This window comes from Mycobacteroides sp. H001 (assembly GCF_001440005.1).
In the GTDB taxonomy this organism is placed as follows: Bacteria; Actinomycetota; Actinomycetes; order Mycobacteriales; family Mycobacteriaceae; genus Mycobacterium; species Mycobacterium gwanakae.
Genome location: NZ_LJYH01000047.1, coordinates 81,298 through 102,272 on the forward strand (window position 1 = coordinate 81,298; position 20,975 = coordinate 102,272).

Genomic DNA, 20,975 nt, shown 5'->3' on the forward strand with positions numbered 1-20,975 from the left:
CCGCAGGCACTGGGGGTGGCGGAACGTTCGGCCGCCGACCTCGGTTTGGGTCCACGCGGGTGGAAGCGCGTATTCACCCGGGCCCGACCTCGACGACGTTGGCGTGGAACGTGATCCACTCCGCCAAGGCGGCCGCGGTGGTCGACCGCGACACCGGATCCACCTCGCGTTCTTCGTCGATCAGCTCCGCGGCGATGAAGACACCCAGGGTGCGGGCGGTGAACCGGTCGGCGGTCTCGGCCCGCAGCGGCCGGTGGGTCACCCCGACCAGCAACTCGCCAAGCGTGCGCAACCCCTCGCGGGCGTGGTCGGGCAGGGTGTCGAGGTAGGCCTGCACGTCGTCGATCGGCTGGCGGCCCGGGTCAACACTGCCGCCGGTGTCGGCAGGCGGGGCGGTCGGTTCGTCGTTGGTGAGAGTCATCGCTTCACTCGGAGTGGGCGGTATGGAGCACAGCCGCGCGGAATCGTCACGGACCCGGTGGCGGTGAGCAAGCATCTGAGGCCCTTTTAGTCGCCGGCTAAGCGTCCAAGTCAACGGCTGTCCGGCCAGTCGTCAGCGGCAGTCGTACGGCCGCGGCTTGTCCTGCCCGCGCACGAGATCGGGACGGCCGACGTGCTGGGCCAGAAGGTCGGCGACGTACTGGCTGACCGACACGCCAGCTTCACTCGCCGCGATGCGCACGGCGTACCACACCTCACGCGCGGGTCGGGATTGCAGCAGTACGCGGTCGCCTTTGTGCGGTCTACCCACCATGCCGTCAGCATTCCGCCGAAGGCCGATTCCTTTTGTACGACACGCCGAGCGCGGTGATTTAAGTGCGATCGGCCCTGACCATTTAGCGAGGTCGATAGTTAAAGTTACAGCGCAGCAACGTTTTACACGTGGTGGAAAACTTATCGCGGACGAAAACGTCCCCTCAGTTAGTGACATTGTCTGAATCGGCAAATATGTTGGAATTGAGGGAAATTCGCGTCTCTGACAAGTTGTGATTTGGTCACGCACATGTGTCGATCGCCAATTGCCCTAGCTGACAATCACATTGCGACTCCACCATCGACCTACCCAATCCCGCAGATGAACGGAGCGATAGGCCGATGCCCACCAAACTTAAATGCCGTTTGGCAGCCCCGGACGATGACGTCCACTTGGACATCCGACTCGACAACGAAGACGTCACCCGCGTCGCGATGTCGCAGGCGGAGGCGGAGATGTTCGACGACGCCATTCCGTGGCGAACGTTCCGCATGATCTTCGGACAGACCCACTACTCGGGAGCGTACTGGTCGGCCACCGAAGAGGGCCACGTGATCTACGAATCCCGATTGGAGCTGAGTCGCCTACTGCTCGCCGACTTCGATCTGGACGTGACACACATTGTCGCGCAACCCTTCCTGATGCGGGCCGTAGTCGATGGAGTCCGACGCCGACACATCCCCGACTACCTCTTGGTCACGACCCGGGGCCCGGTTGTCGTCGACGTCAAACCACGAGCCAAGCTCGACGATCCCAAGGTCGTCGACACCTTCGCCTGGGTTGGTGCAGCCCTGGAGACCAAGGGTTGGAAATTCGAAGTCGCGAGCGAACCTCCGCCCATCCTCTTGGAGAACGTCCGATTCCTCGCCGGATACCGACGACGGCCGTACGTGTCGCCGCTGGCGCTGGACGAGCTGAGAGGTCTCGACCTGGAAGGAAGCACCTTCGATGATGCGCTTCGGCGGGTCACGGCTGCACCACCACCATCAGCGCGGGCTGCGCTGCTGCACATGTTGTGGAGTCACGAGGTGTCGACCAACCTCGACGAAGTCATCACCGCGGAAAGCATTCTGACCAAGGGGACGACGCGATGACCGATCACGCCAGCATTCGGATTGGTCGAGGGACCCGCGTCATGTACGACGGTGAAATACACACCGTCACCGAATGGCTAGCCACCGCGAACGGGACTGACGTCGTCCTGACATCGGCCAAGTCCATCGTCAGAATGTCGGTCGTGACGTTGCTCGAAGGGGTCCGGGCGCGACTCATCCCCACCAACGATGGTCCCAATCCGACAGACGACATCGACCCCGCTTCAGTCGTACTCGCCTCGTTGACGAAGGCGCAGACGCGCGAGATTCAACGCCGGTCTGAGCACATTCGCGAGATGTTCACCGGATATCGCTCCGGCAGCACCGAAGTGGCACTCCCCGACGAGCCCCGACCCCAGTACGCCACGGATCAGTCGCTGCTCAGCCGATACGCTGCGAAAGCCCAGGAGTTGGGTTTGAGTGTGCGCCACGTGCGACGGATGGCAAAGGACTACCAACGCCACGGCGAAGCGGGCCTGGCGTCGGCGCGTTGGCAGGGCAGCGGTCACACTGACCCACGGTGGCTCCAGACTGCGCTACAGATCATGGTGGAACACACCAATGAGTCCAAGCCCTCCCGCAAGGCGATCATCCTGCAGACGGCTAAGAGGCTGGAGTTGTGGTTCGGCACCAATGCGGTCGAATTACCCTCTCGCGCAACGGCGTACCGCGAACTGGAATGGTTGGAAAAACAGCACCGAATATTCGGCGGGACGACGAAGCGCAACCGCGATATCGCGGCACGGCCGAAGCGGGCCTACGGCAAGCTACGGCCGACGCGGCCGGGTGAGTATCTCTTGCTGGACACCACGGCGTTGGATGTCTTCGCACTCGATCCGAAGACGCTGAGGTGGGTGCGTGTCGAGTTGACCGTGGCGATGGACTGGTACACCCGGTGCGTCGTCGCCGCTCGCATGACTCCGGTGTCGACGAAGGCCGTCGACGCGGCCGCGATCCTCTATCGCACGCTTCGCCCCAAGCCGGCAGGGGAGCGCTGGCCGTCGTATGCGGTGTGGCCTGAACACGGCCTGCCCCGTGAAGTGCTCATCGACCCAGACCAGTTCGACCGCACGGGCAAGGGCGCCTCGGGCCCGGCGCTCAACCCGGAGACCATCATCACCGACCACGGCAAGATCTACGTGTCCGAACACGTCAACAGCGTCTGCCAACGGCTGGGGATCTCTACCCAGCCGGCGCGTGTCCGGGTGGGCCGCGACAAGGGTCCGTTGGAACGGTTCTTCGGCACCGTCCGCGAGGGACTATTGCAGTACCTGCCCGGTTACAAGGGGCCCGACGTCAACTCCCGCGGCCTAGACGTCGAGGACCACGCCTGCCTCTACATCGATCAGCTCGAAACGATCTTCAACGAGTGGGTCGCGACGGTGTATCACCACCGCAAACACGACGGGCTCATCGATCCCGGATTGCCGTCCGCGCGACTGACACCGGCGCAGATGTTCTCCCAGGGCGTCGCGCGTGCCGGCTACGTCGAGGCGCCGCGCGATCCGCAGTTGGCCTACGAGTTCCTCAAGGTGGAGCCCCACGTGATTCAGCACTTCGGCATCAAACGCGGAACGTTGAAGTATGGCGACAACGGCGAGGGAATCCTCAACAAGCTGGCCGCCATGCGGAGCCCGTACCGCGGGAAGTTCGAGAACAAGTGGCCGATCCACGTCGACCCCGACGACGTGTCCCGCGTCTACATCAAAGACCCCGACACCCGTCAGTGGCACACCCTCACCTGGGAGCACCACACCAAGTATCCGATGCCATTCAGCGACGAGGCACTTCAGTTCACCCGCAGAACCGTGCGGCGGCGTGATGGGTTCGTCGACGAGCAGGGCGCGTTGGACGAACTGCTCACGCGGTGGAACATCCGCCTCGGCGACAGCCCCGCAGACCGTCGCATCGCGCTGCGGATGGCCCGTCACGACGCCGACCTCAGCCGCCAAGCCGAATCCGATGCCGAGGTGGTGGCCGCGCTGACCTCACTGCCCCATGAAGGAGATTCCACGGATTCCGTTGGTGCGGAGGAACCCTCACGGCGCACGCCCGAACTCAGTGATGACGACGATGACGGCGACATCGTAGAGGACTACCTCGACGACGATCTGGAATGGGCATGACGGACCTGCAGAACCTCAGCATCGGGACCAAGGAAGGCTGGCGCAAGGTCGTCCACGCCGATCCGATGCCGCGACCACGAATGCTCAGCGACCGAGAACACAAGGCGCTGAGCGGGTCCGAACTCACGGCTTACAACAAGGAGCGACGATTGTGGCACGCCAACATGGGCACCCTGAGGACACCACAATTGACGAGACTTCACGACCACCTGTGGGACGACATCGGCAGCAACCTGCAGGACGGCGCTCGCGCCAAAGGCGCGGTCGCCGTGGAAGGGGACTCCAACCTGGGCAAGAGCACTGCGGTCGAACTGTTCGCCAAGGCGTTCCATCTGCGTGAAATCGAGGAGAACGGTGGCCTCACCGACGACGGGCACGAACGGCACTCGGTCGCCCGTGTGACCCTCAGCGGCAACCCCACCATCCGTGATCTCAATGGATCGCTGTTGCACTACTTCGCCCACCCTGGTCGCTACCGGGGAACCGCTGGCGAATTCTCCCGGCGGGCGCTCGACCTGTTCCTCGCCTGCGAGGTTCGCCTGCTCATCGTCGACGACCTGCACTTCCTGCGGTGGGAATCCGCCGATGGATCGAAGGTCAGCAACCAGTTGAAGCACCTGTCGAACGACTTCCCGATCACGTTGCTGCTGGTGGGCGTCGGGCTGACCGACCTCGGTCTCTACCGGCGGGGTCGCACCTTTGGCAAGGCGGTGCTCGGTCCCACCGCCCGGCGCACCACCGGTTACAAGCTGGAGGCGTTCAAGTGCACGACGGCTGAGGAACGCCGAGAGTGGCGCACCGTCGTCAAGGCCATCGAACGCAATCTCGTACTGAGGCACCACCAGGACGGAATGCTGTCCCGCACGCTGAGCGACTACCTGTTCGAGCGGAGCACCGGCTACATGGGTTCGCTGATGAACTTGATCCTTCGAGGGTGCGCGCGGGCGATCCGGACAGGAGTCGAGGCGCTCAACGAGGAGTTGCTCGAGCAAGTTCAGATCGACGTGGCAGCTGAGACGGCCCGCAAGAACACCGCACGGCTGTTGCGGGAGTGCTATGCAGCGTAGGGGCCAGTTGCTCGGGTCGCAGTATCACTCGTCGGTACCGATTGTGTGGCGGTGGCTGGGCGCGGCTGACGGCCGCAGCGGGATGTCGTATTCGCGGGCAAGGTGGCCAACGGTTTGTTTCGACACGCCGACGGTCTCGCCGATGGCTCTCAGGGTGAGCCGCTGCCGCAGATAAAGATCGGCAAGGAGTTCCGGTGTCAGCTGCACACGGGCGTCGGCGATGACGGCACCGGTGGCGCGGCGCTGCGCGATGGTCAGTGTCGGTCGCGGGGCGGGCGCGTCGTTGAGCGCCTCGCGGATTAATTCGATCGAAGTGCCCAGATGCGTGGCGATCGTTCCGAGGTAGGAGTCCCGCGGTAGGACCAGTTCGTGCAACTTGTCAATGTCTATCGCCTCGTTCAGCGGTTTGCGGCTCAGCCAGTTGGGAGCGGCGTCCTTCGGTGGTGACCATCGCAACGGCTCGTCTGCTAGTCCGTTGTCGTCGAGGAACCGTCGACCCGCGTCGTCAAGAGCGGAGACCAGTTCCGGGTTGAGAGTGCGGGGAAGGTCAGCGAGTTTGGCGCGGAACTCACCGGTGGTGCGTCCGTGCCCGCAGCGTCGCCCGGGTGAGCCCGTCAATCTCTCGTAGAGCCAGCAGCGGACGAGACGAATCTTCACCTGATTACCAGGGAGCATCCCGAGGTTCCGACACATGCGAAGCCACTCCGATTGCGGCAGCAGGTCCTGCGTGTCGAGGTGGCGTCGACGAACGTAGTCGATGGGTGATGGGTGCTGGGTGAGATAGTCGGCCAGGGTGGCCAGCATGACCGCCGTGGCCGCCCAGTCCGGTCGTGCCGACAATTCCCCCAGTACCCGCGACACCGACGTGGACGCGGTAGCCCTCCCCAGGGACGAACACGCTTGCGCCACGGTGAGACGCCCGTCGGCGAGAACTACAGCGACACTGAGCGCCATCCGGACCTGCTCGAACCCTACGGAGGTGTCGCATACGGGCAGCATCCAGTGAAACCAGAGCATCGCGGGCAACGATCGGGACACCACCGGTTCGTCCTGGATGGGTCGTCTGGGGTGATCGGTCAAGCAGCGGTAACGAATCTGGTCGACCTGTCCCAGGAAGGGTGTGAGCGCGCTCAGCTGGGCCCCCGTCAGCGCGGTGCTGATCCGGCCGCCCCAGCCGATATTGGTTGCCGACACGGCGAAGCCGCGATGGCGGGCGGAGGCAACCAACCACCGGAGCCGGTCGCCGGCGGCGGCTGCCGATGTCGCCGACAGCACTGGAACGGCAGCGCACGCCGCGACGGCCGTCGTCACTACCGAGGTCGGGAAGTGGTTGTAGTAACTCGGCCGGTTGGCTCGGGCGAGCCCGTCGAGGTCCTCAACAGTGTCGTCGCCGTCACCGACATAAGAGGCGGCACTGAGCAAGTCGTTCTTAGATCCGTAGCGAACCGCTCGCGTGCCCACGGCCATCAGATCGCGAAGGTACTGCGCGGTCGGTACCGGACCTGCGTGATAGATGCCATCGGACACGGTCCCGGCGTGCACCGCCCGCAGGATAGCGTCCTGGGCTGCCAGTGCCGGATGATGCGCCGGTAGCTCTAGAGCCGGTGCATCGGATAGATCGGCACCGCACCTTCGTGAGCGACCGCCGACACTCACACAGTGACCTGGGACGGGAATGGCCTTCGTCGACAAGGAGTGTTCGCGGAGAGCGCCACCGCATCGCGGACAGAGGTCGGCGAGCAGGCAGCGATGCGTCGGGCAGGCGAACGCATAGCGCAGTTTCCACCACAACAACCACCGACCGCCGTTCTGGTTGAGGCAGGCCGGACAGAATCGCGAACCGGGAAGTAACAACGCTCGCGGCCCCACGACGGGGACGCCTGCCTCCGGCACCACGGCGTCCAACGCCATCGCCTTGATCGCCTGAGCGGGGACCCCGGTGGCCGTGGCGATGGAGACGATCGCGCTGGACGTCGAGTCGATAACGGGGTAGCGCAGCAGTGAGCGGCCATGTCCTGGCCCCTTCAACCCGACCGCAATGAGCAGGTCACCCCAGGTCGTGTGGGATCGCGCGGCAAGGGTTTCGAGCCACGAGTCCATGGCCTCCCCGGGTAGCGGCGCGACCCGGATGGGCAGGGTCCGTACCTGTTGTGACAGTGGAAGCTGGCCTGTGGTCATGTCATCTCCCCGCTACCAATAGGGCCAATGTTGAACTAGTGCTACAGACTTTCGCCCGCTCATGGCTGCTTCTTGTGTAGGTGCCCACCCGACCTAGAGAAAACGATCCGCGCCGCGTCGAGCAGTGGAAGCGACGCCGCCGATCGGTCGGGGAAGCGATCCGGAGGGTGCGGACCGAACGTGGGCTGACCCAGGAGTCGTTAGCCGAGAAGAGCGGTGTGGACCGTACGCTTCTCATAGCGATGGAGTACGGCCGCCGGGGCCTGCTCTACGAGCGGCTCTTCGACATCGCGGATGCGTTGGACGTGCCGGTGGTCGAACTGCTGCGCGACGCCTAGGCGCGTAGCTCCTGAGCAGATCCGGGCGCTTGCCGTCGAGGTGGATGGCCCACGCCGCGTCGACGTCGAGGTGACAACATCGGCTGGGGCGCAGGGCGTTCACCACAGCGGGCCTCGCATCGACCGTGGCGGATGGGGTTGATAGAAGCTTCCACCCGCTGCAGCGAGCTCCATGGCGCAGGCCCTGCAAATCGTTTTGTATCTCGGACCGTCGTGGTCGTCACACACCGACAGCCGAGCGAGTTGGCCGCACAGCTCGCACATCGTCTTCGAAAGTCGTTCGGCGACCTCGATGAGAGCCGAAAATCGTTCCTGAACAAGGGGATCATTGCTCGACGTGCCGCCGCGATACCGCAGCGCGGCGAACCTCTCCTTGACCTGAAGCACGACGTAGTTGGGGTCCAGATCGAGCAGGTGATCGTGCAACTCTGCGATGAGGGGGAACCACCCCGGCGCGCAGGCGATCCATCGGTCCGCATGTGAGGGGATCCGGAGAAGCAGCGCTTCCAGCACTTCGCGATATTGTTCGCTACCGGGGTCGAGTGCCATACCCCTGGACCATCGGGCTCCGTGTAATCCCCTGCCTCCTAGTTCAATTCGATACCCGTCGTCGGGTACGGCGGCGCTCGGGATCACAGGCGCGTCCACGACGTCATTGCCTGGCTCCCTCATTGGAGTCGTAGGAGGAGTCGTTGCCGTCCCCGTCCGGCAGAAGGAAGTAGTGGGGCGACACTGCGAACAGTTCGGCGATGTCGACGAGCACCTCAAGGCTCGGGCTCTTCACGCCGTTCACATACCTGTAGCACTGGGACAGCGACTTGCCGTTCATCGACTTTCCCGTGGCCTTGGCTCGCGCGGTCAGCATTTCGTGTAGGCGTTTGCCATTCTTGCCCCCTACGGTAAGCGCAGTTTTCCCCTTGCGGGGACAGCGACGGAGTAGCCCATGAAGCTGCGCCACGAAATACTCGGTGGCTGGGCCAATCGCCAGCGCGAAACCACTCGACGGAGGCATTCGTTCGAGGACGAAATCCGACATTCACCACGCCCCTTTCGCGGACAGTAATGGCATCAACGCCTAAATCAATGATGCCTGATCGAGGTTAGCTGCAATGTTGGACTGCTGCAACAGTGTGTACTGCAGGGGGTGACATGTCGCGCGCCCCGTACGCCGCCCGTGCGAACCCGGTAGACGACTGCGGGCCTCTCAAAAGGGCTTTTAGAAGCCGTATTTCGACGTGAAAAGCGGCCCTGGCGCCAACATGATCGACACTGTCGGTTGCTGATGTCTGCAGATCGTGACTTGCCAGCGTTGACAACGTGCGTGGAGCGCGTTTGCTAGAAATCAATTAGTATTAACACACTAATTGCGCCTGCGGCGCATGGTCGCTCGATTATGCGATCCAATAGTCATTGCGACTCAACCATTCTGCGCCTAAAGCTGTGAATCGATTTGTCTGCTTGTGAGAAAAATGGACGGTATTCAAAGCGATATCCGTACGATGACGCCGAGTCGTGAATCCGCTGGCAGATGGTCGACAATCGTCCTGACTGGATGACCCGCGAGGTGGGAAACGCACGTAAAGGTCGTGATGTGCGCCGTCCACTCTTGACGCCGGTGATCCTGGCCAGGAAGGGCTGTCGCCGCAATCCGATCAGCGGCGCTAACCGGGCAGGCTTTCGCCGTCTGGTGTTTTGCAATGTTGCGGCTCGGCGGCTTGGCCTCTTTGCGATGAACCAAGGCACGGGGGGAGGTCACCGTGGAGGGAGAACCCACGTCACGTCCACGGCCTTCACCGCGTCAAACGTGGCAGCGGGTGGAAGCGCTTCGCACCCTCTTCGCCAGTGCCGTCGAGTAGCGACGATGCAGCAGTGTGGATCGACCGCACACGCGGTGCCAGCCGGCGGGGAACTACGCCACTCGGCGCATCAACACGTGCACGACCACCACCGCTGAGCTGTGGGCTCGGTGGCCCACAGGATGAGCACTACGCCCGCAGTCGCGCCGGCCGCCCCGCCGCCACCAAGAACCGGTGCGCCAACGACACTCCATCTGCCTCGTCCCACTGATGGACGTACGGATCCAGTCGTGCACCCACGTCGTCGAGCGTCATCAGACCCGCCTCCAGGACATCGGCGATGACGGTGCCCTGATGGGCTCCGTCGAGGTGATCGCGAGCCAGGTCGGCGATGATCCGCCCGGGCATCGCCACGGGTAGGCCCTCGACGATGTCCCAATCCGCTCCGGCGTCACCGATGTCGCGGCGGTAGGTGTGCACCCGTGCCGACCGCGTGTTGATGCGCCGCGGCGCGGTCAGAAACAGTCCCCGCGCGACGACGGCCCCCAGTTCGCGGATCACCGCAGCGCTGTCGTGGCTCACGATGCAATCTGGCTCGGTGCGACGCAACTCGACGTCCGTACTGGGGCGCAGCGCCAACCACTGCGCCGCCCAATCCTCGAAAGCGAACATGTCAGCGGAATCCTCGCTGAACCCATACACACCGTGGTGAGCCCGGAACAGGTCACCGGCAGCGATCCGTCGAGTGAGCTCGTAGCGAGCCACCCCTCTCTGGCGGGCCTGAGCTGCAGTGAATAGACCGAACTGGTCGGCGGCCAAGGCGTGCAATTGACACCACACCACCGCGTCGACCATCCCCCGATGGTAATAAGCCGGAGACGTCGTCGCGCCGGATCCCGCGGGTACCCTAGCTCGATGCCCGCCCGGGTCGGCTCGTAACGCGCAGACGAAGCGCCCCGACGGCGGCGTTTGCCTAGGTTGTTTCTCATGACTTTCACCGCGCTACACCGTGCGCTGGGGCTGCCGCCCGGTCCTCTTACTGATGCGATGCTCGATGAGGCTGTGGCCACCGGCGTAGTCGAAACCGACGACCTGGACTGGAAGTCGGAACTGCCGCCCGCCAGCAATCTCTCTCAAACCGATGTGCCCAAGGACATCGCCGCGATGGCCAACAGCGGCGGCGGCATGATCGTGTACGGCATCGAGGAGGAGCAGAAGGCCGCGACCGAGCGAAAAGACACCGGTGAGTTCACCGAGAACCATGAGCGGACCTATCGCAAAGTCGCGGTCACGGCGATCACGCCGCCAGTGTTTGGGCTGCAGGTGCACCACCTCGGCACCAACCCGCGGGCGGCGGCGGTGATCGTCCCGGCCAGTGTCGACGGCCCACACCTGATCTACCGCAACGACTACTTCGGCGCCCCACGCCGCAACAACGCCGACACCGAGTGGATGAAGGAACGCGAGATCGAGGCGGCCTACCGCGCCCGCTTCGATGAGCGACGAAGGTCCACCGAAGCGCTCGACTCGCTGTACGTGGAGACAGCGGCGGGACGAGACACCGACCAACGCGCATGGCTGATCGCAGTAGCGCATCCCCGCGTTCCCGGTGTCCTCACCCGACCATCCCACGACGACGCTCGAAAGATCTTCGAGATAGCCGGCAACATCGCGCTCAGCTACTCCCAGCGCCGGGCGACGCACCCCCTGGAAAACCTCGAACTGCACAACCCACGCCCAGGGCTCCAACGGTGGACCGCGCCACCCTCGTCGATGCACAAGAGCTGGTACTGGAAACAGGCGTGGGCAAGTGTGCACCACGACGGTTCTGCGGCCCTGGCGGCGGCCATTGGCGCACACCCCACCGGCCCCTCATCACAGTTCGAGGGCCATGAAGTCGCCGCACGCACCATCGAGGCGGCAGTCGCAGACTTCACGGCGTTGATTCGCGCTATCGCCCAAACCCAAGGTCACTCCGAGTACGAAGTCTCCGTCGGCATCGAGTGGACCGGCCCCCGTGCCCTCATGATCCTGACCGTCGATAACTCTGACCAAACCTACGATGGGAATTCCACCCCACTCGGGACGTTCACCAGGGTGCAGCTCACGATGAACGCCGCGGTCGCCGACGACGCCTTCCACCGCCAGGTGTACGAGCTTGCCGAGTACTGCATCAACCAAGGCGGCATCACCCACCTGCACGAAATCAAGAAACCAGATGACGACCCAGATTCGACGAAATGACCCCGCGCGCCGGACACGCCAGTCAGACGAGTGTGTCCAGCATTCCGGACGTCCGGTTCGTCGTACCCTCGGAAGCAGCAGGTGGCGCAAATCGGCACCGCCCAGTGCAAGACGAACTCGTCATGAAAGCGAGGCTCGGGATGGCTGATGACCAGCAGGCCCCACCTGAGACTCCACCCCCACCACCGCCACCGGGCCGGCCCCCACCCACACCCATCGTGTGGGAAACCGAGCTGAGCACCCGCAGCGAAGACCCTGCGTCGCTGAGGACGGCCGCACTCGACGTCGTGCGAACCGTCGTCCGCGGCGACCAGAGTGACTGACCCCCAGCCACCCGCAGCGGATGATCCGCCCGACCCCGACCAGGGTCGCGAATGGGTCGAATTCATCGGCAAAGAACTCGACCGCGAATACACCCGCCGCGACACCATCAACACCCGCTCCGCGGCCTCCATCACCAGCGCCACAGCCCTGGTCACCATCTCCCTGGCCGTCATCGCGGTGATCAGAGGTGAGCACTACACCGTCGGCCTCGCAGCCTGGACGGTGTGGCTCCTGGGCGGCGCCCTGGTGTGTCTGGCTGCCCGCCTCCGGCGAGACGGTGCCGCACCCGTCGGCGCGCTAGCCGTCTTCGAAGAAGCTGGCCGCGGTGTCGCGGATATGATTGAGGCGCTTGTAGATTGGGCTGCGGTTGCGGACAAGCCCACCGTGAGACGATTTCGACCAAGATTCTTTGTCACAGGTCTACAGGACCCCATGACTGACCCCGCCGACCCTCACTACTTCGCGCGCAGAGCAGCTGAGTCAGAAGCCAAGCGTCGAAGAATCGTCGCCGAGGTGGCCCGCGCCGCCGGCCCAAATGACGACATCGACTACCTAACCAAGCGCGAGCTGTACAGAGCCGGCCTCATCAGCGCGTCCGAGCTGCACGCCACAGGCTCCCCTGAACTCATGCCTCGCGTAGTGCTGGTACCAGCACTACGTCGAAGCGATAGACGAGTACTGCCCCACTCGCGTCTTCTCACTAGCTGAAGCCGGCCCCGATGCCGCCGACCTGTATGACCGCGGCTACCGGTGGATGGTCGTGTTCAGCGAACGAACCGGGCCAAGCGGCGACCACACATTCATCGACGTCCGCAGCTTCGCCGCCGCCGCAATGACCGATCAGAACTCCCTGACAGAACAGGCCGCGCTCTCACAAATCGTCCACATGGGCTACCACATCACCGACCTACCCAACGACATCTTCATGACCCCACCTGCGACCATCCCGCAGCAACCCACCCCACTACCCGGGCCGGGTTGGTACCCCGATCCCACCTCCCGCTTCCACCACCGGTGGTGGGACGGGCAACGCTGGACCCACATGGTCGCCCTCCACGGACAAACCCACACCGATCTAGACTCGGGGCCGAGGGCAAGACTGGGGCGGGAGATCGCTGTCGAGCTGGACCGATCGAGGATGCTAGCTAGCAGAGCTAGTCGTGCTAGGTGCCTCACGGTCAGGATGCTCGGGTGGCCACCAGGATTTGAAAGAGACGGGTCTAATGGATGATCGGATGCGTTTCCGCAGTGCCAACGCGCGGATCGATCAGCTCGTCAACGACCCGCTCATCGCCAAAGACGTGCAGCGCTACGCCGAGCAGCGGTCCGTAGATCATCGGGCCCGCGACGACGAATCGGAGCGTTCCTAGGAGTCCGCGAGCTTGGCGACACGGGGGTCGACCGCGCGGCCACTCTTCTTGCAAAACGCCACGGCGGTCTTCGCGGCGAGTTTGGGCACCGCCAGGCTGGCCCAGGCGGTCCTTGGTCGACGGCCTATCGGCAGACGTTGTGCTGCTCGGTCAGCCCGTTCGGAGGTGCTCTTGGGAAGTCATCGCAGGACAAAACGAAAAAAACGAACGGCGCTGGTGGTCATTTGACCCACCAGCGCCGTCGTGAGGACAACTCCTAAGCGTGAATCGAAGCCTAGAAGGACACTGAGCCGTCTCCGCATGTCCACTGGTTCGACCCCTCCCAGGCCGTAGCAGGAAGGCCGGCCATGTACTTGTTGCACCAGCCTTGGACATCGAGACCCCCGAGCCGCTGACCGCCTCCAAAGTTGATGCCGGCCGAGACACCGGGACCGCCCCTATCGACGTTGGCACCCGCGCTGTAACTGTCCAGGTACGGAAGAACGCACTCGTAGGAGTACGCGTCGTTGTTGCCGTCCACTTGCTGGACCACCGCGGCCGGTTGATTGTATTGGTTTTTGCAAACCTGAGTTAGGTCGATGTAATCCTGCGCGTGTGCAGGACCGGCGGTCGCAAGACCCAGAACGCTCCCCAACCCCCACAAGCCAGCAAGCAGGGCCGTTGCCGGGCGTTTCCTTGCGCCCCGATTGATCAGGGTTTTCATCGGTATGTCTCTCCTTCGGTACGCCAACATGTTCATCGTGTTCTCCATTTGTCGTCGTGCCGACCCACCTCAATATGGCATATACCCCACTTGGCGTCAACGCCCAGTGGGAGGGTATACCGAGTGGGGGTCTACAGCGTTTGGCGCGCGTTGGCGCGCTATCCTTAGGATCTATGAGCGAGCAGCGAACGCTTGATCGGTCTGCCATAGCGCGGCAGAAGGCGGCGCAGACCAAGAATCGCCGGACGCAAGCCCGGCTGTTCGAGAGCGCTATGCACCATGTCACCGCGCCGCGGCGGGCTCAGCAGCAGATCACCGTCGCATCGATCTGCAAGGAGGCCGGGGTCAGCTCGACCGCCTTTTACTACCAGTTCGAGCACGGGGTTGCCGAGCTGTTGGGCGAGGTTCTAGATCGGTCGATGCGTCGTGTACGCCGACAAATTGCGAGGGACATCGAGCGGGAGCTTTCTTCCCCGGATTACCGGGTGGCGATTGCGGTCTACCGCGTGGTTGAGGAACTATTCCGGTACCCGAACTTGTTCGAGGTGGAGACGGTCCCGCGGCGGTGGGTGCAGTTGATCGCACAGCCATTAGCAGAGGCCATCGTCAGTGACGACCGCGACTTAGAAGACCATCCGGGCATGGTCATAGCCGAGTACCACGCCAACGCCATCATCGGCCTGCTAGGTCGGGACTACACGCCGAGCTTCGAATTCTTCTCGAAATTAGTTGTCTCGCAGATAATCCCAGTGCTCGGCATGGCCGACCCCGAATTCGGTGACCGCTGGCAGCAGCTCGTCCACAGCCTGCCACCGATATAGGCCACGATCCGCAGCCTGGCGTCGCTGCCAGCGGCGTTCATCTGGATGGTGACGTGCTCGGGGGCTGATCGGGGTGTCGGGTCGGACCACGGCGCGGAACATGAACGCTCCCGACATGTTCAGCAGCCGCGGGTACCGCTCCGGGCTTGGCCATCTCGTCGTCGGAATGCAACAGCACCTCGTAGTGATCCACACCCGTGAGCGCGTGACGGGTCGATACCGTCATCTGGGTCCGGCATCATGGTCGTAGAACCCGCCGTCGTCGTGATCGTCATGTCTTGGTGACGACAGTTTCCCCTGGTTCGTTCGCGCCCGGTTCACATTCACGGGCGATCACCGTGTCGAGCCGGATGCACCGCGCCCATCAACGCCAACGACCCCCGGGGAGCACCCGGGGGGTCGTTTCGCGGGTCGCCTCTGCACAAGACCTCCGAGACCACTCGGTGGCTCTCCACGGAGATCTGTTCGCCGCCATCGCGATCAGTTGATACTTCGAACCGGTAGCGGTAGGTCGGCCCTGCGGGTTCGACCTTCACCCACTCGGCTGCGCTGGAGTTCTCGATCAGGTCCCGTAGTTGGTAGAGGTTCACTCCTCGGCTCCATCCCTTTTCGTCATGTGTTCTCACAGTCGCGTTTATGCGCCGAAAGTAGATATGTGACGGCCTCGACAACATCGGGTCCGATCTCGTTCATCGCGTCGCCGACGACCAACCAGTTCTCGGCGCCGTCTTGGTTGACGTACCGGAAGACCTGTTCGAACGCGAAGACTGGTCGCAGCGTGATCGACGTCTTGCCCGGACCCTTGGGCCTGGCGAACTCGACCCGGGCCAGTACCGATCCCTTCGCGACGACCCCCTGGTTGACGGTGGAGACCACCCCGCCGGGGGGCTCCGGAACAATGCTGACACCGCCCAGGTCGACCTGGTTGTTGGCCACGATGTTGAGCAGCTGGTGCTTGTCGGTGTTGGACAGGAACTGCAAGATGTGCAGCGGATGCAGCTTCCCGGTGCCGACCGCGTTGAACGGCTGATTGCTTCTGAACGACTCGAAAACCGTTGGCCCGTACCAGTCCTCGCGCTTCTTCGCCCACGCGGTGTAACGCTTCTCGGTCGAGTGCAGCGGAAACGCCACCTCGGTCGGTCTGGTCTGTTGGATGTGGGCCGGGGTGATCGCCCACACGGCGTGATCCAGCGCGGCGCGCAGATTGTGGATGAAGTCCCCCATGAGCAGGGCCGACTCGGTGTAATTGAGATCTGACTCCAACACCCACTCCGCCCAGACCGTGCGCGAGGTGTACTCACTGCTGTTGTCGCGCCGGCGGTACCGCCGCTCGATCGCCTGTTGCTCGGCGAGCACGTCACGCAGCCGGTCTCGGATCGCGAACCCATGCGTGAGCTTGTGGAAGGCCGACGACCCGACCAGCTCTGGGTCCCATGTGACGTCCGCCATCAGATCCCCCCGCCGCGCTCGACGTCGCGGGCATCGGCCATCTCCGCCGCAACCTGCTCGACGACGCCGACAATGCCCTGCATCGCCTCGACGGAGGTGGGAGCCAGCCAGGACAGCGAGGGGAACTCGGCGACGAGCCCGACGAATTCGTTGTCCTCGGGCGACCATTCAACCCGGTAGGCGTAGTCCATGCTGGAAGTCCCTAGGAGAGTCGGTGATTGAGTTCCGCCGAGCGTTCGGCAACCATCCTGGCGATCTCGGCGACCCGCTTGCGCCGCAGATGATCCCGGATGGTGGTGACGATGAACGCCGCGCGCTCCCGCGGATTGGCGCCATAGCCCGGGGCCGCGATCGTGCCGGTGGCGATGACGTCGCCCTCGATGACCTCGTGCTGCCGGTAGCGGGTGGTGCCGACGTCGTGGGTGCCGTCCGCGACCCGCATGGACCCACTCGGGCGGAGATCGATCTCGATGTCCCACTCGGTGTCGCGCTCACGGAAGTAGAAGCTGTGCCCGTCGACCACGCCGTTCCACTGCTCGGGTGCGTAGCCGCCGTGGTCGTGCACCACGACACCCGGCTGATCAGCCAGCCACGCCTGCAGGTCGGCCTCCTCGGCCTGCTGGGCAGCTTGGAGCCGCTGGCCCTCGGGGGTCTGCCAGAACTCGTTCATGTGGTCGAGAAGCTCCCGGAATGTGGCACCTGAACGCCATTGGCCGGGGTGGGGTGCATCCGCGTCGTCGGGCATCGGCGGTCACCTCTGCGGGTCGAGCAGGGCGCGGGCGTCTTTGATCAGCAGCAGCAGGTGCAGCGGGTCGGTCGGTGAGGGCTCGAGGTCGAAGTGGGCGTAGAACGCGCGGGCCTGCTCATGCAGGGCGTGCATCAGCAGCGCCCGCACGCCGATGATCTCCGCGGCCGCCACGGCGCGGGTGATCGCGTCGCGCAGCAGCTGCGCACCGAGGCCCTGGCTCTGGTGCTTGGCGTCGATCGCCAGCCGCGACAACAGGATCACCGGCACCGGGTCGGGCATGTTGCGGCGCACCCGTCCCGGCGTATCCGCACGCTCCACCGCCGCTGAGGCCAGCGCGTAGAACCCGACCACGCGGCCCTCGCAGCAGGTGACGAAGCACCGTGAGGCGCCCTCGACGTGGTTGGCCAGCGCCCGCCCGCGCAGGTAGTCGTCCAGGCTGGGCTCGCCGCTGTCGAAGTCGGCGACCTCATCGCCGCCGGTGATCGGCCGCGGCGCGCTGTAGCCGCTCACTCGTCGAAGATCGAGGGCTCCGCGAACAGCTTCTCCAGCCGCGGCTTGTGCGACACCGGCCGGTCCAGCACCGAGACAAACTCCGACCAGGCCGGAGCGTCGAGCATGAACAGCCGGCGATCGGCGAGCACGTCACGGGCGTGAGCCAGCGTCGCGGTCACCGTGAAGTTGGTCAGATCGGTCCCCTCCACCTCCGCAGCACGACGAATCAGCGCGTCCTGCTCAGCAGTCAGGCGCACCGCGAAACGTTCGGTCTTGATAGCCATCCACCCATTGTGTGCCTATTGGGCATACAAGTCAATGCGGTATTGATCACCGCTCTGAGCAGCCCATACGTGGTTCGCACCTGTGAAACGCCCTCCAGCAAGCGGGAAGAGTTACCGGGCCAGTCGGGCCGCGGCGGAGACGACCACGGTCGTCTTGCTCTTCAACCCCTGTGAGGGGGAAGCATGTCTTCTCGTCTGCTGACCGCGCTCAACCGTCTGCTGGCCACATTGGTGGTCATCGTCCTGGCCTGGCTGGGGGTGTGCGTCGTGGCGATGCTCACCGGCCACACCGACGCTCTGCTCGACATCGGTGCGGTCCTCGTCGACCTGATCGACAGGTTGGTCACCCAGCCGGTGCACGACCTGGCCAGCTGATCGTCACGTGCTACGGGGAGTTGTGGAGATCGCAGCTCCCCGTAGCGTCGTAACCATGAAGGGCCAGGAAGGCATCGCGCAACGCGTCGCCGACAGCATCACCGCGGACACCCGCACCCAAGCCCAGGTCGCCGCGCAGATCGGCTTGACCGACGAGGAACTCTCCGAATCGGTGCGCGACCGCCGACCCTTCTCCTCCGTCGAACTCGTCCGTCTCGCCGAGGTCCTCGACGTCGACGCTCACTGGCTCATCACCGGCCGCCCCGACCCGTACCGCCTTACCATCACCGCCCGCCATGACTTGGACCCCTGAGCGGACCCACGGTCGAGTCTCACGTCCCGTACACCCGGCCACGTCCATGCCGCACGTTGCTTGGCAAAACGCCACCTCACCGACCTATGTCGCACTTTATGTGCCCCAAAGTGCGGCATAGATCGGGGCCAGGGGCGGCGGGATGGCCCGGGAAATCGGCGGTCAGTCGTGGATCCGGATGTCCTCGATGACTTTGACGGTCATGGTGCGCCCGAGGCGGCCGCCCCAATCCGGGAGCACCTGCACGGTGATTGCGTCGAGTAGGTCACGCTGGGTCGCGGTGCCCTCGGTGGTGTAGGCGGTCACGAACACCGCGGCGTCCCGTCCGTGGCTGCGCAACTGACCACGCGATCGCCCCTGCGCACACCGTGAGGCACGCTGATGATCGAGGGTCTCCTCGGATCCCGCGGCGCCGCGGGGCGCCCTCGATGACCATGACACCGTTGTCCTGCTGGGGCGCTGGTCGCGACGGGTCGGGTGAGGGGCGCTGAGCGGGTCCTTCGCCGAGTTGCTCTGCCAGAGTGTTGAGCGTCCGGCGGGCGGTGTCGATGAACAGCAGCGCGCACTGGGTGCAGTAGTGGAACTTGTCGCGGTCGACCTTGACGACGAGCATGGTGTCGCCGTTGAGCAGGACGTGGGAGTCGTCGGAGCGGCAGGAGTGTCTGCGACCCGCCGTGCTGACCGAGACCGTTCTAAGCAGTGACCTTTGTCTAGCCATGACGTAGCTGCTCCTCGGCGTGGGCGACGATCTCAGACAGGTGAGCGATGAGGCACTCGTAGTCGTCGATGGCTCACCGACACCGGGTGCGTGATCGGCATCGACACCCGCCGCGGCGGCATGGATTCCACGAACAGGGCCATGAACGCGACGTTGATGAAGAAGGTGGCTTCGACGAGGCTGAAGGTGATGAACAACGGTGTGTAGAGGCGAGTGCTTCGGGTTGGCGTGCGACTCCGACTACCACCTCACCCGGTACGCGGAGCTGACGCGGCCCTTTGGCTCATACCTCCTGATAGTCGGCCGGCTGGACTTTGACAAAGCCTCCGCCACTGATGGACTGCGGCGTCACGACGTCTCGTCGGGTCGCTCGGGGTAACGCCTGGAACGCGACGTTCCAATCGGTTTCGAAGATCCCCTGGAAGTACTTCGCCACCTTGGCTTGCGCGATCCACAGCCCTGCCTCACGGTTCTTGGTGACGGCCGAGTCCGACCAGTTCTGCGAGCTAACCAAGACGCGCTTACCGTCGACGACGATCATCTTGTTGTGACAGTGGACGAGCACATCGGTGCTGATGAAGCGGATGTTCTCCCCTTGCAGCAGGCGGTACTTATCTCGCAACGCATAGAGGGTCAAGAAGAGCCGTCGACGCTGACCTACCAACCTGGACGCTTACGAACGGCGCGCGGGAAGGGGGCGCCCGGTGTTGAGCCGAACGTCGGATACGCCTACCAAAAGTGTCCAGATTCGATTGGCCGCCACACCCTCTACGGCACAAGGCTCGTCGGCGTTCGCCCACTTTGGCGGCCCGCGCCTGCTTCCGGGTTACTTCACTTCGGTAGGCCATGCGACCATTCGACCTGCATCGTCCGCGGCGCAGACAGGCGTTCTGGCAAGGGATTCCCGTCATCCGGCGGCGAAAGAGAGAGTCACCCGCGCGGCCGCTCCACTATGTCAGTCGGGACAAGACTCGGGGCGAACACCACAGTTACGAAAGGCCCATACCGGTGTAATCGTTTAGGACTTTTCAGATTGCGCCGTAACGGGCGATCGCTTCCTGAAGAGACATGCCATCTTTGAGGCCCTGCCGGATTCCCCGCTCCCGAAGGGTCACCGCCTCGGCGCGTTCAAGGACAGGCAAAACGTGTGCCGCTGGCACTACCACGACGCCATCAATGTCGCCGAGGATAAAATCTCCGGGACCGACCTCGACAGTGCGACAAGTTGCGCCAGGTAGCAAGACAGATTGAGCCCAACTCTGCACCTGCCACCGACCGATCGACTGAACCGGCGTGCGGTAGGTGGAAAACGTCGCGAAGCCGGCCTGTTCGAGCCATGCGAGATCACGCACACCGCCGTCGATCAAAGCGCCTCGACAGCCCAGCCCCTGCAGGCCCAAGGCTATGAGTTCCCCGAAAAAACAAGCACCATTTCCGTTTCCGGCCCAAACGGTTATGTCTCCGTCCTGTACCTCGCTGCAAGCCTGCACCTTTGCCAAGTCGGTAGGCGGGCCGCCAGCAACGGAATCGCCGCTGATCGTAAAAGCCCAGCCTGCTAGCTGCGAGCCTGAACGAGGCGCAAAGTCGGCTGACAAAGCCTGGCCTGGAAATCCGAACTCATCGAGTACGTCGCTGACGTTGGGAGTTTCAACACTGAGATAGCGCGCTCGAATACTGTTTCGGTCCTGTGATGACACGCTATAACCTTTCGCTGGATGTTAGCGATCAGACCACCACCGACGCACCATCGAGCCTTGACTGCTGAACGGGTACGTATGGCG

The 20,975-nt window shown here is 63.9% G+C and carries 27 protein-coding genes and 2 pseudogenes; 12 read left to right on the top strand and 17 right to left on the bottom strand.

Annotation, left to right across the window (positions count from 1 at the left end; all coding sequences use genetic code 11):
- Positions 1–73: 73 nt before the first annotated feature.
- Positions 74–421, bottom strand: coding sequence for a hypothetical protein (locus AOT83_RS28270; RefSeq protein ID WP_234797741.1), 348 nt, complete (start codon positions 419–421; stop codon positions 74–76).
- 132 nt (positions 422–553) lie between these two features.
- Positions 554–754: a toxin-antitoxin system gene (locus tag AOT83_RS23755; protein WP_234797740.1), complete on the bottom strand. Its 201-nt coding sequence runs from the start codon at positions 752–754 to the stop codon at positions 554–556.
- A 341-nt stretch (positions 755–1,095) separates the two neighbouring features.
- Between AOT83_RS23755 and AOT83_RS23760 the strand changes: the two genes are divergently transcribed.
- Genes AOT83_RS23760 through AOT83_RS23770 form a run of 3 tightly spaced genes read left to right on the top strand, consistent with a single transcriptional unit; the run spans position 1,096 to position 5,041 of the window.
- On the top strand, positions 1,096–1,848 hold the full coding sequence (locus AOT83_RS23760; RefSeq protein ID WP_234797739.1) for a TnsA-like heteromeric transposase endonuclease subunit: 753 nt from the start codon (positions 1,096–1,098) through the stop codon (positions 1,846–1,848).
- The gene (locus AOT83_RS23765; RefSeq protein ID WP_057963618.1) at positions 1,845–3,974 is read left to right on the top strand and encodes a DDE-type integrase/transposase/recombinase; all 2,130 of its coding nucleotides are present in this window, start codon (positions 1,845–1,847) and stop codon (positions 3,972–3,974) included. Before AOT83_RS23760 ends, AOT83_RS23765 begins: the two co-directional genes overlap by 4 nt.
- Positions 3,971–5,041 (top strand): TniB family NTP-binding protein, encoded by a 1,071-nt coding sequence (locus AOT83_RS23770; RefSeq protein WP_234797738.1) that lies wholly within the window; start codon positions 3,971–3,973, stop codon positions 5,039–5,041. The genes AOT83_RS23765 and AOT83_RS23770 overlap by 4 nt, the downstream gene beginning before the upstream one ends.
- A gap of 24 nt (positions 5,042–5,065) precedes the next feature.
- Here AOT83_RS23770 and AOT83_RS23775 read toward each other — a convergent pair whose 3' ends face one another.
- Positions 5,066–7,219 carry a TniQ family protein gene (locus tag AOT83_RS23775; RefSeq protein WP_057963620.1) on the bottom strand — a complete coding sequence of 718 codons (2,154 nt, stop codon included), beginning with the start codon at positions 7,217–7,219 and terminating at the stop codon, positions 5,066–5,068.
- An 80-nt stretch (positions 7,220–7,299) separates the two neighbouring features.
- Between AOT83_RS23775 and AOT83_RS23780 the strand changes: the two genes are divergently transcribed.
- Entirely contained in the window at positions 7,300–7,557 is a 258-nt protein-coding gene (locus AOT83_RS23780; RefSeq protein ID WP_057963621.1) for a helix-turn-helix transcriptional regulator, read from the top strand.
- Positions 7,558–7,656: 99 nt separating this feature from the next.
- On the opposite strand, the gene AOT83_RS23785 is transcribed toward AOT83_RS23780, so the two are convergent.
- The 3 genes from AOT83_RS23785 to AOT83_RS23795 form a co-directional block, all read right to left on the bottom strand.
- Complete coding sequence (locus AOT83_RS23785; RefSeq protein ID WP_057963622.1) at positions 7,657–8,106, bottom strand: hypothetical protein; 450 nt, start codon at positions 8,104–8,106, stop codon at positions 7,657–7,659.
- Between the two features lie 103 nt (positions 8,107–8,209).
- The gene (locus AOT83_RS23790) at positions 8,210–8,593 is read right to left on the bottom strand and encodes a helix-turn-helix transcriptional regulator (protein WP_057963623.1); all 384 of its coding nucleotides are present in this window, start codon (positions 8,591–8,593) and stop codon (positions 8,210–8,212) included.
- Between the two features lie 949 nt (positions 8,594–9,542).
- Positions 9,543–10,208 carry a type IV toxin-antitoxin system AbiEi family antitoxin domain-containing protein gene (locus AOT83_RS23795; protein ID WP_057963624.1) on the bottom strand — a complete coding sequence of 222 codons (666 nt, stop codon included), beginning with the start codon at positions 10,206–10,208 and terminating at the stop codon, positions 9,543–9,545.
- Between the two features lie 132 nt (positions 10,209–10,340).
- Here AOT83_RS23795 and AOT83_RS23800 point away from each other — a divergent pair, with 132 nt between their 5' ends.
- The 5 genes from AOT83_RS23800 to AOT83_RS28375 all read left to right on the top strand — a co-directional run bounded on the left by AOT83_RS23800 (position 10,341) and on the right by AOT83_RS28375 (position 13,291).
- Complete coding sequence (locus AOT83_RS23800) at positions 10,341–11,597, top strand: ATP-binding protein (protein ID WP_057963625.1); 1,257 nt, start codon at positions 10,341–10,343, stop codon at positions 11,595–11,597.
- Positions 11,598–11,737: 140 nt separating this feature from the next.
- Positions 11,738–11,920, top strand: coding sequence for a hypothetical protein (locus AOT83_RS27680; RefSeq protein ID WP_131727378.1), 183 nt, complete (start codon positions 11,738–11,740; stop codon positions 11,918–11,920).
- Positions 11,913–12,629 (top strand): hypothetical protein, encoded by a 717-nt coding sequence (locus tag AOT83_RS23805; RefSeq protein ID WP_057963626.1) that lies wholly within the window; start codon positions 11,913–11,915, stop codon positions 12,627–12,629. Before AOT83_RS27680 ends, AOT83_RS23805 begins: the two co-directional genes overlap by 8 nt.
- Positions 12,630–12,846: 217 nt before the next feature.
- Positions 12,847–13,152 carry a DUF2510 domain-containing protein gene (locus tag AOT83_RS27120; RefSeq protein ID WP_081343831.1) on the top strand — a complete coding sequence of 102 codons (306 nt, stop codon included), beginning with the start codon at positions 12,847–12,849 and terminating at the stop codon, positions 13,150–13,152.
- Positions 13,153–13,156: 4 nt separating this feature from the next.
- Positions 13,157–13,291, top strand: coding sequence for a hypothetical protein (locus tag AOT83_RS28375; protein WP_267888691.1), 135 nt, complete (start codon positions 13,157–13,159; stop codon positions 13,289–13,291).
- 274 nt (positions 13,292–13,565) lie between these two features.
- On the opposite strand, the gene AOT83_RS27685 is transcribed toward AOT83_RS28375, so the two are convergent.
- Positions 13,566–13,823, bottom strand: coding sequence for a hypothetical protein (locus AOT83_RS27685; protein WP_131726926.1), 258 nt, complete (start codon positions 13,821–13,823; stop codon positions 13,566–13,568).
- A 344-nt stretch (positions 13,824–14,167) separates the two neighbouring features.
- Here AOT83_RS27685 and AOT83_RS23820 point away from each other — a divergent pair, with 344 nt between their 5' ends.
- Positions 14,168–14,815: a TetR/AcrR family transcriptional regulator gene (locus AOT83_RS23820; protein ID WP_057963629.1), complete on the top strand. Its 648-nt coding sequence runs from the start codon at positions 14,168–14,170 to the stop codon at positions 14,813–14,815.
- A gap of 323 nt (positions 14,816–15,138) precedes the next feature.
- Here AOT83_RS23820 and AOT83_RS23825 read toward each other — a convergent pair whose 3' ends face one another.
- From AOT83_RS23825 to AOT83_RS23850, 6 genes and pseudogenes are all read right to left on the bottom strand, one after another.
- A complete protein-coding gene (locus AOT83_RS23825; protein WP_057963630.1) occupies positions 15,139–15,405 on the bottom strand; it encodes a hypothetical protein in 267 nt (88 codons plus the stop codon).
- 22 nt (positions 15,406–15,427) lie between these two features.
- Positions 15,428–16,264 carry a hypothetical protein gene (locus tag AOT83_RS23830; RefSeq protein WP_057963631.1) on the bottom strand — a complete coding sequence of 279 codons (837 nt, stop codon included), beginning with the start codon at positions 16,262–16,264 and terminating at the stop codon, positions 15,428–15,430.
- Positions 16,264–16,455 (bottom strand): hypothetical protein, encoded by a 192-nt coding sequence (locus tag AOT83_RS28065; RefSeq protein WP_057963632.1) that lies wholly within the window; start codon positions 16,453–16,455, stop codon positions 16,264–16,266. Before AOT83_RS28065 ends, AOT83_RS23830 begins: the two co-directional genes overlap by 1 nt.
- A gap of 11 nt (positions 16,456–16,466) precedes the next feature.
- Positions 16,467–17,009, bottom strand: a complete 543-nt coding sequence (locus AOT83_RS23840) for a hypothetical protein (protein WP_057963633.1) — start codon at positions 17,007–17,009, stop codon at positions 16,467–16,469.
- Between the two features lie 6 nt (positions 17,010–17,015).
- The gene (locus AOT83_RS23845) at positions 17,016–17,522 is read right to left on the bottom strand and encodes a GNAT family N-acetyltransferase (RefSeq protein ID WP_057963634.1); all 507 of its coding nucleotides are present in this window, start codon (positions 17,520–17,522) and stop codon (positions 17,016–17,018) included.
- Positions 17,519–17,826, bottom strand: a pseudogene (locus AOT83_RS23850) (DUF1778 domain-containing protein); the annotation flags it as partial. The pseudogene AOT83_RS23850 and the gene AOT83_RS23845, both read right to left, overlap by 4 nt.
- Positions 17,827–17,971: 145 nt before the next feature.
- Between AOT83_RS23850 and AOT83_RS23855 the strand changes: the two are divergent.
- Both AOT83_RS23855 and AOT83_RS23860 read left to right on the top strand, forming a co-directional pair.
- A complete protein-coding gene (locus tag AOT83_RS23855) occupies positions 17,972–18,163 on the top strand; it encodes a hypothetical protein (RefSeq protein WP_057963636.1) in 192 nt (63 codons plus the stop codon).
- 55 nt (positions 18,164–18,218) lie between these two features.
- Positions 18,219–18,476 carry a helix-turn-helix transcriptional regulator gene (locus tag AOT83_RS23860; RefSeq protein ID WP_057963637.1) on the top strand — a complete coding sequence of 86 codons (258 nt, stop codon included), beginning with the start codon at positions 18,219–18,221 and terminating at the stop codon, positions 18,474–18,476.
- Between the two features lie 162 nt (positions 18,477–18,638).
- Here the strand turns inward: AOT83_RS23860 and AOT83_RS23865 are convergent, their stop codons facing one another.
- The 4 genes and pseudogenes from AOT83_RS23865 to AOT83_RS23875 all read right to left on the bottom strand — a co-directional run bounded on the left by AOT83_RS23865 (position 18,639) and on the right by AOT83_RS23875 (position 20,891).
- Entirely contained in the window at positions 18,639–18,917 is a 279-nt protein-coding gene (locus AOT83_RS23865; RefSeq protein WP_057979757.1) for a hypothetical protein, read from the bottom strand.
- A 393-nt stretch (positions 18,918–19,310) separates the two neighbouring features.
- Positions 19,311–19,406: pseudogene (locus AOT83_RS28275) on the bottom strand (F0F1 ATP synthase subunit C); the annotation flags it as partial.
- Positions 19,407–19,477: 71 nt separating this feature from the next.
- Positions 19,478–19,816, bottom strand: coding sequence for a phospholipase D-like domain-containing protein (locus AOT83_RS23870; RefSeq protein WP_157858370.1), 339 nt, complete (start codon positions 19,814–19,816; stop codon positions 19,478–19,480).
- 406 nt (positions 19,817–20,222) lie between these two features.
- Positions 20,223–20,891 (bottom strand): RraA family protein, encoded by a 669-nt coding sequence (locus tag AOT83_RS23875; RefSeq protein WP_198530387.1) that lies wholly within the window; start codon positions 20,889–20,891, stop codon positions 20,223–20,225.
- Positions 20,892–20,975 lie beyond the last annotated feature (84 nt).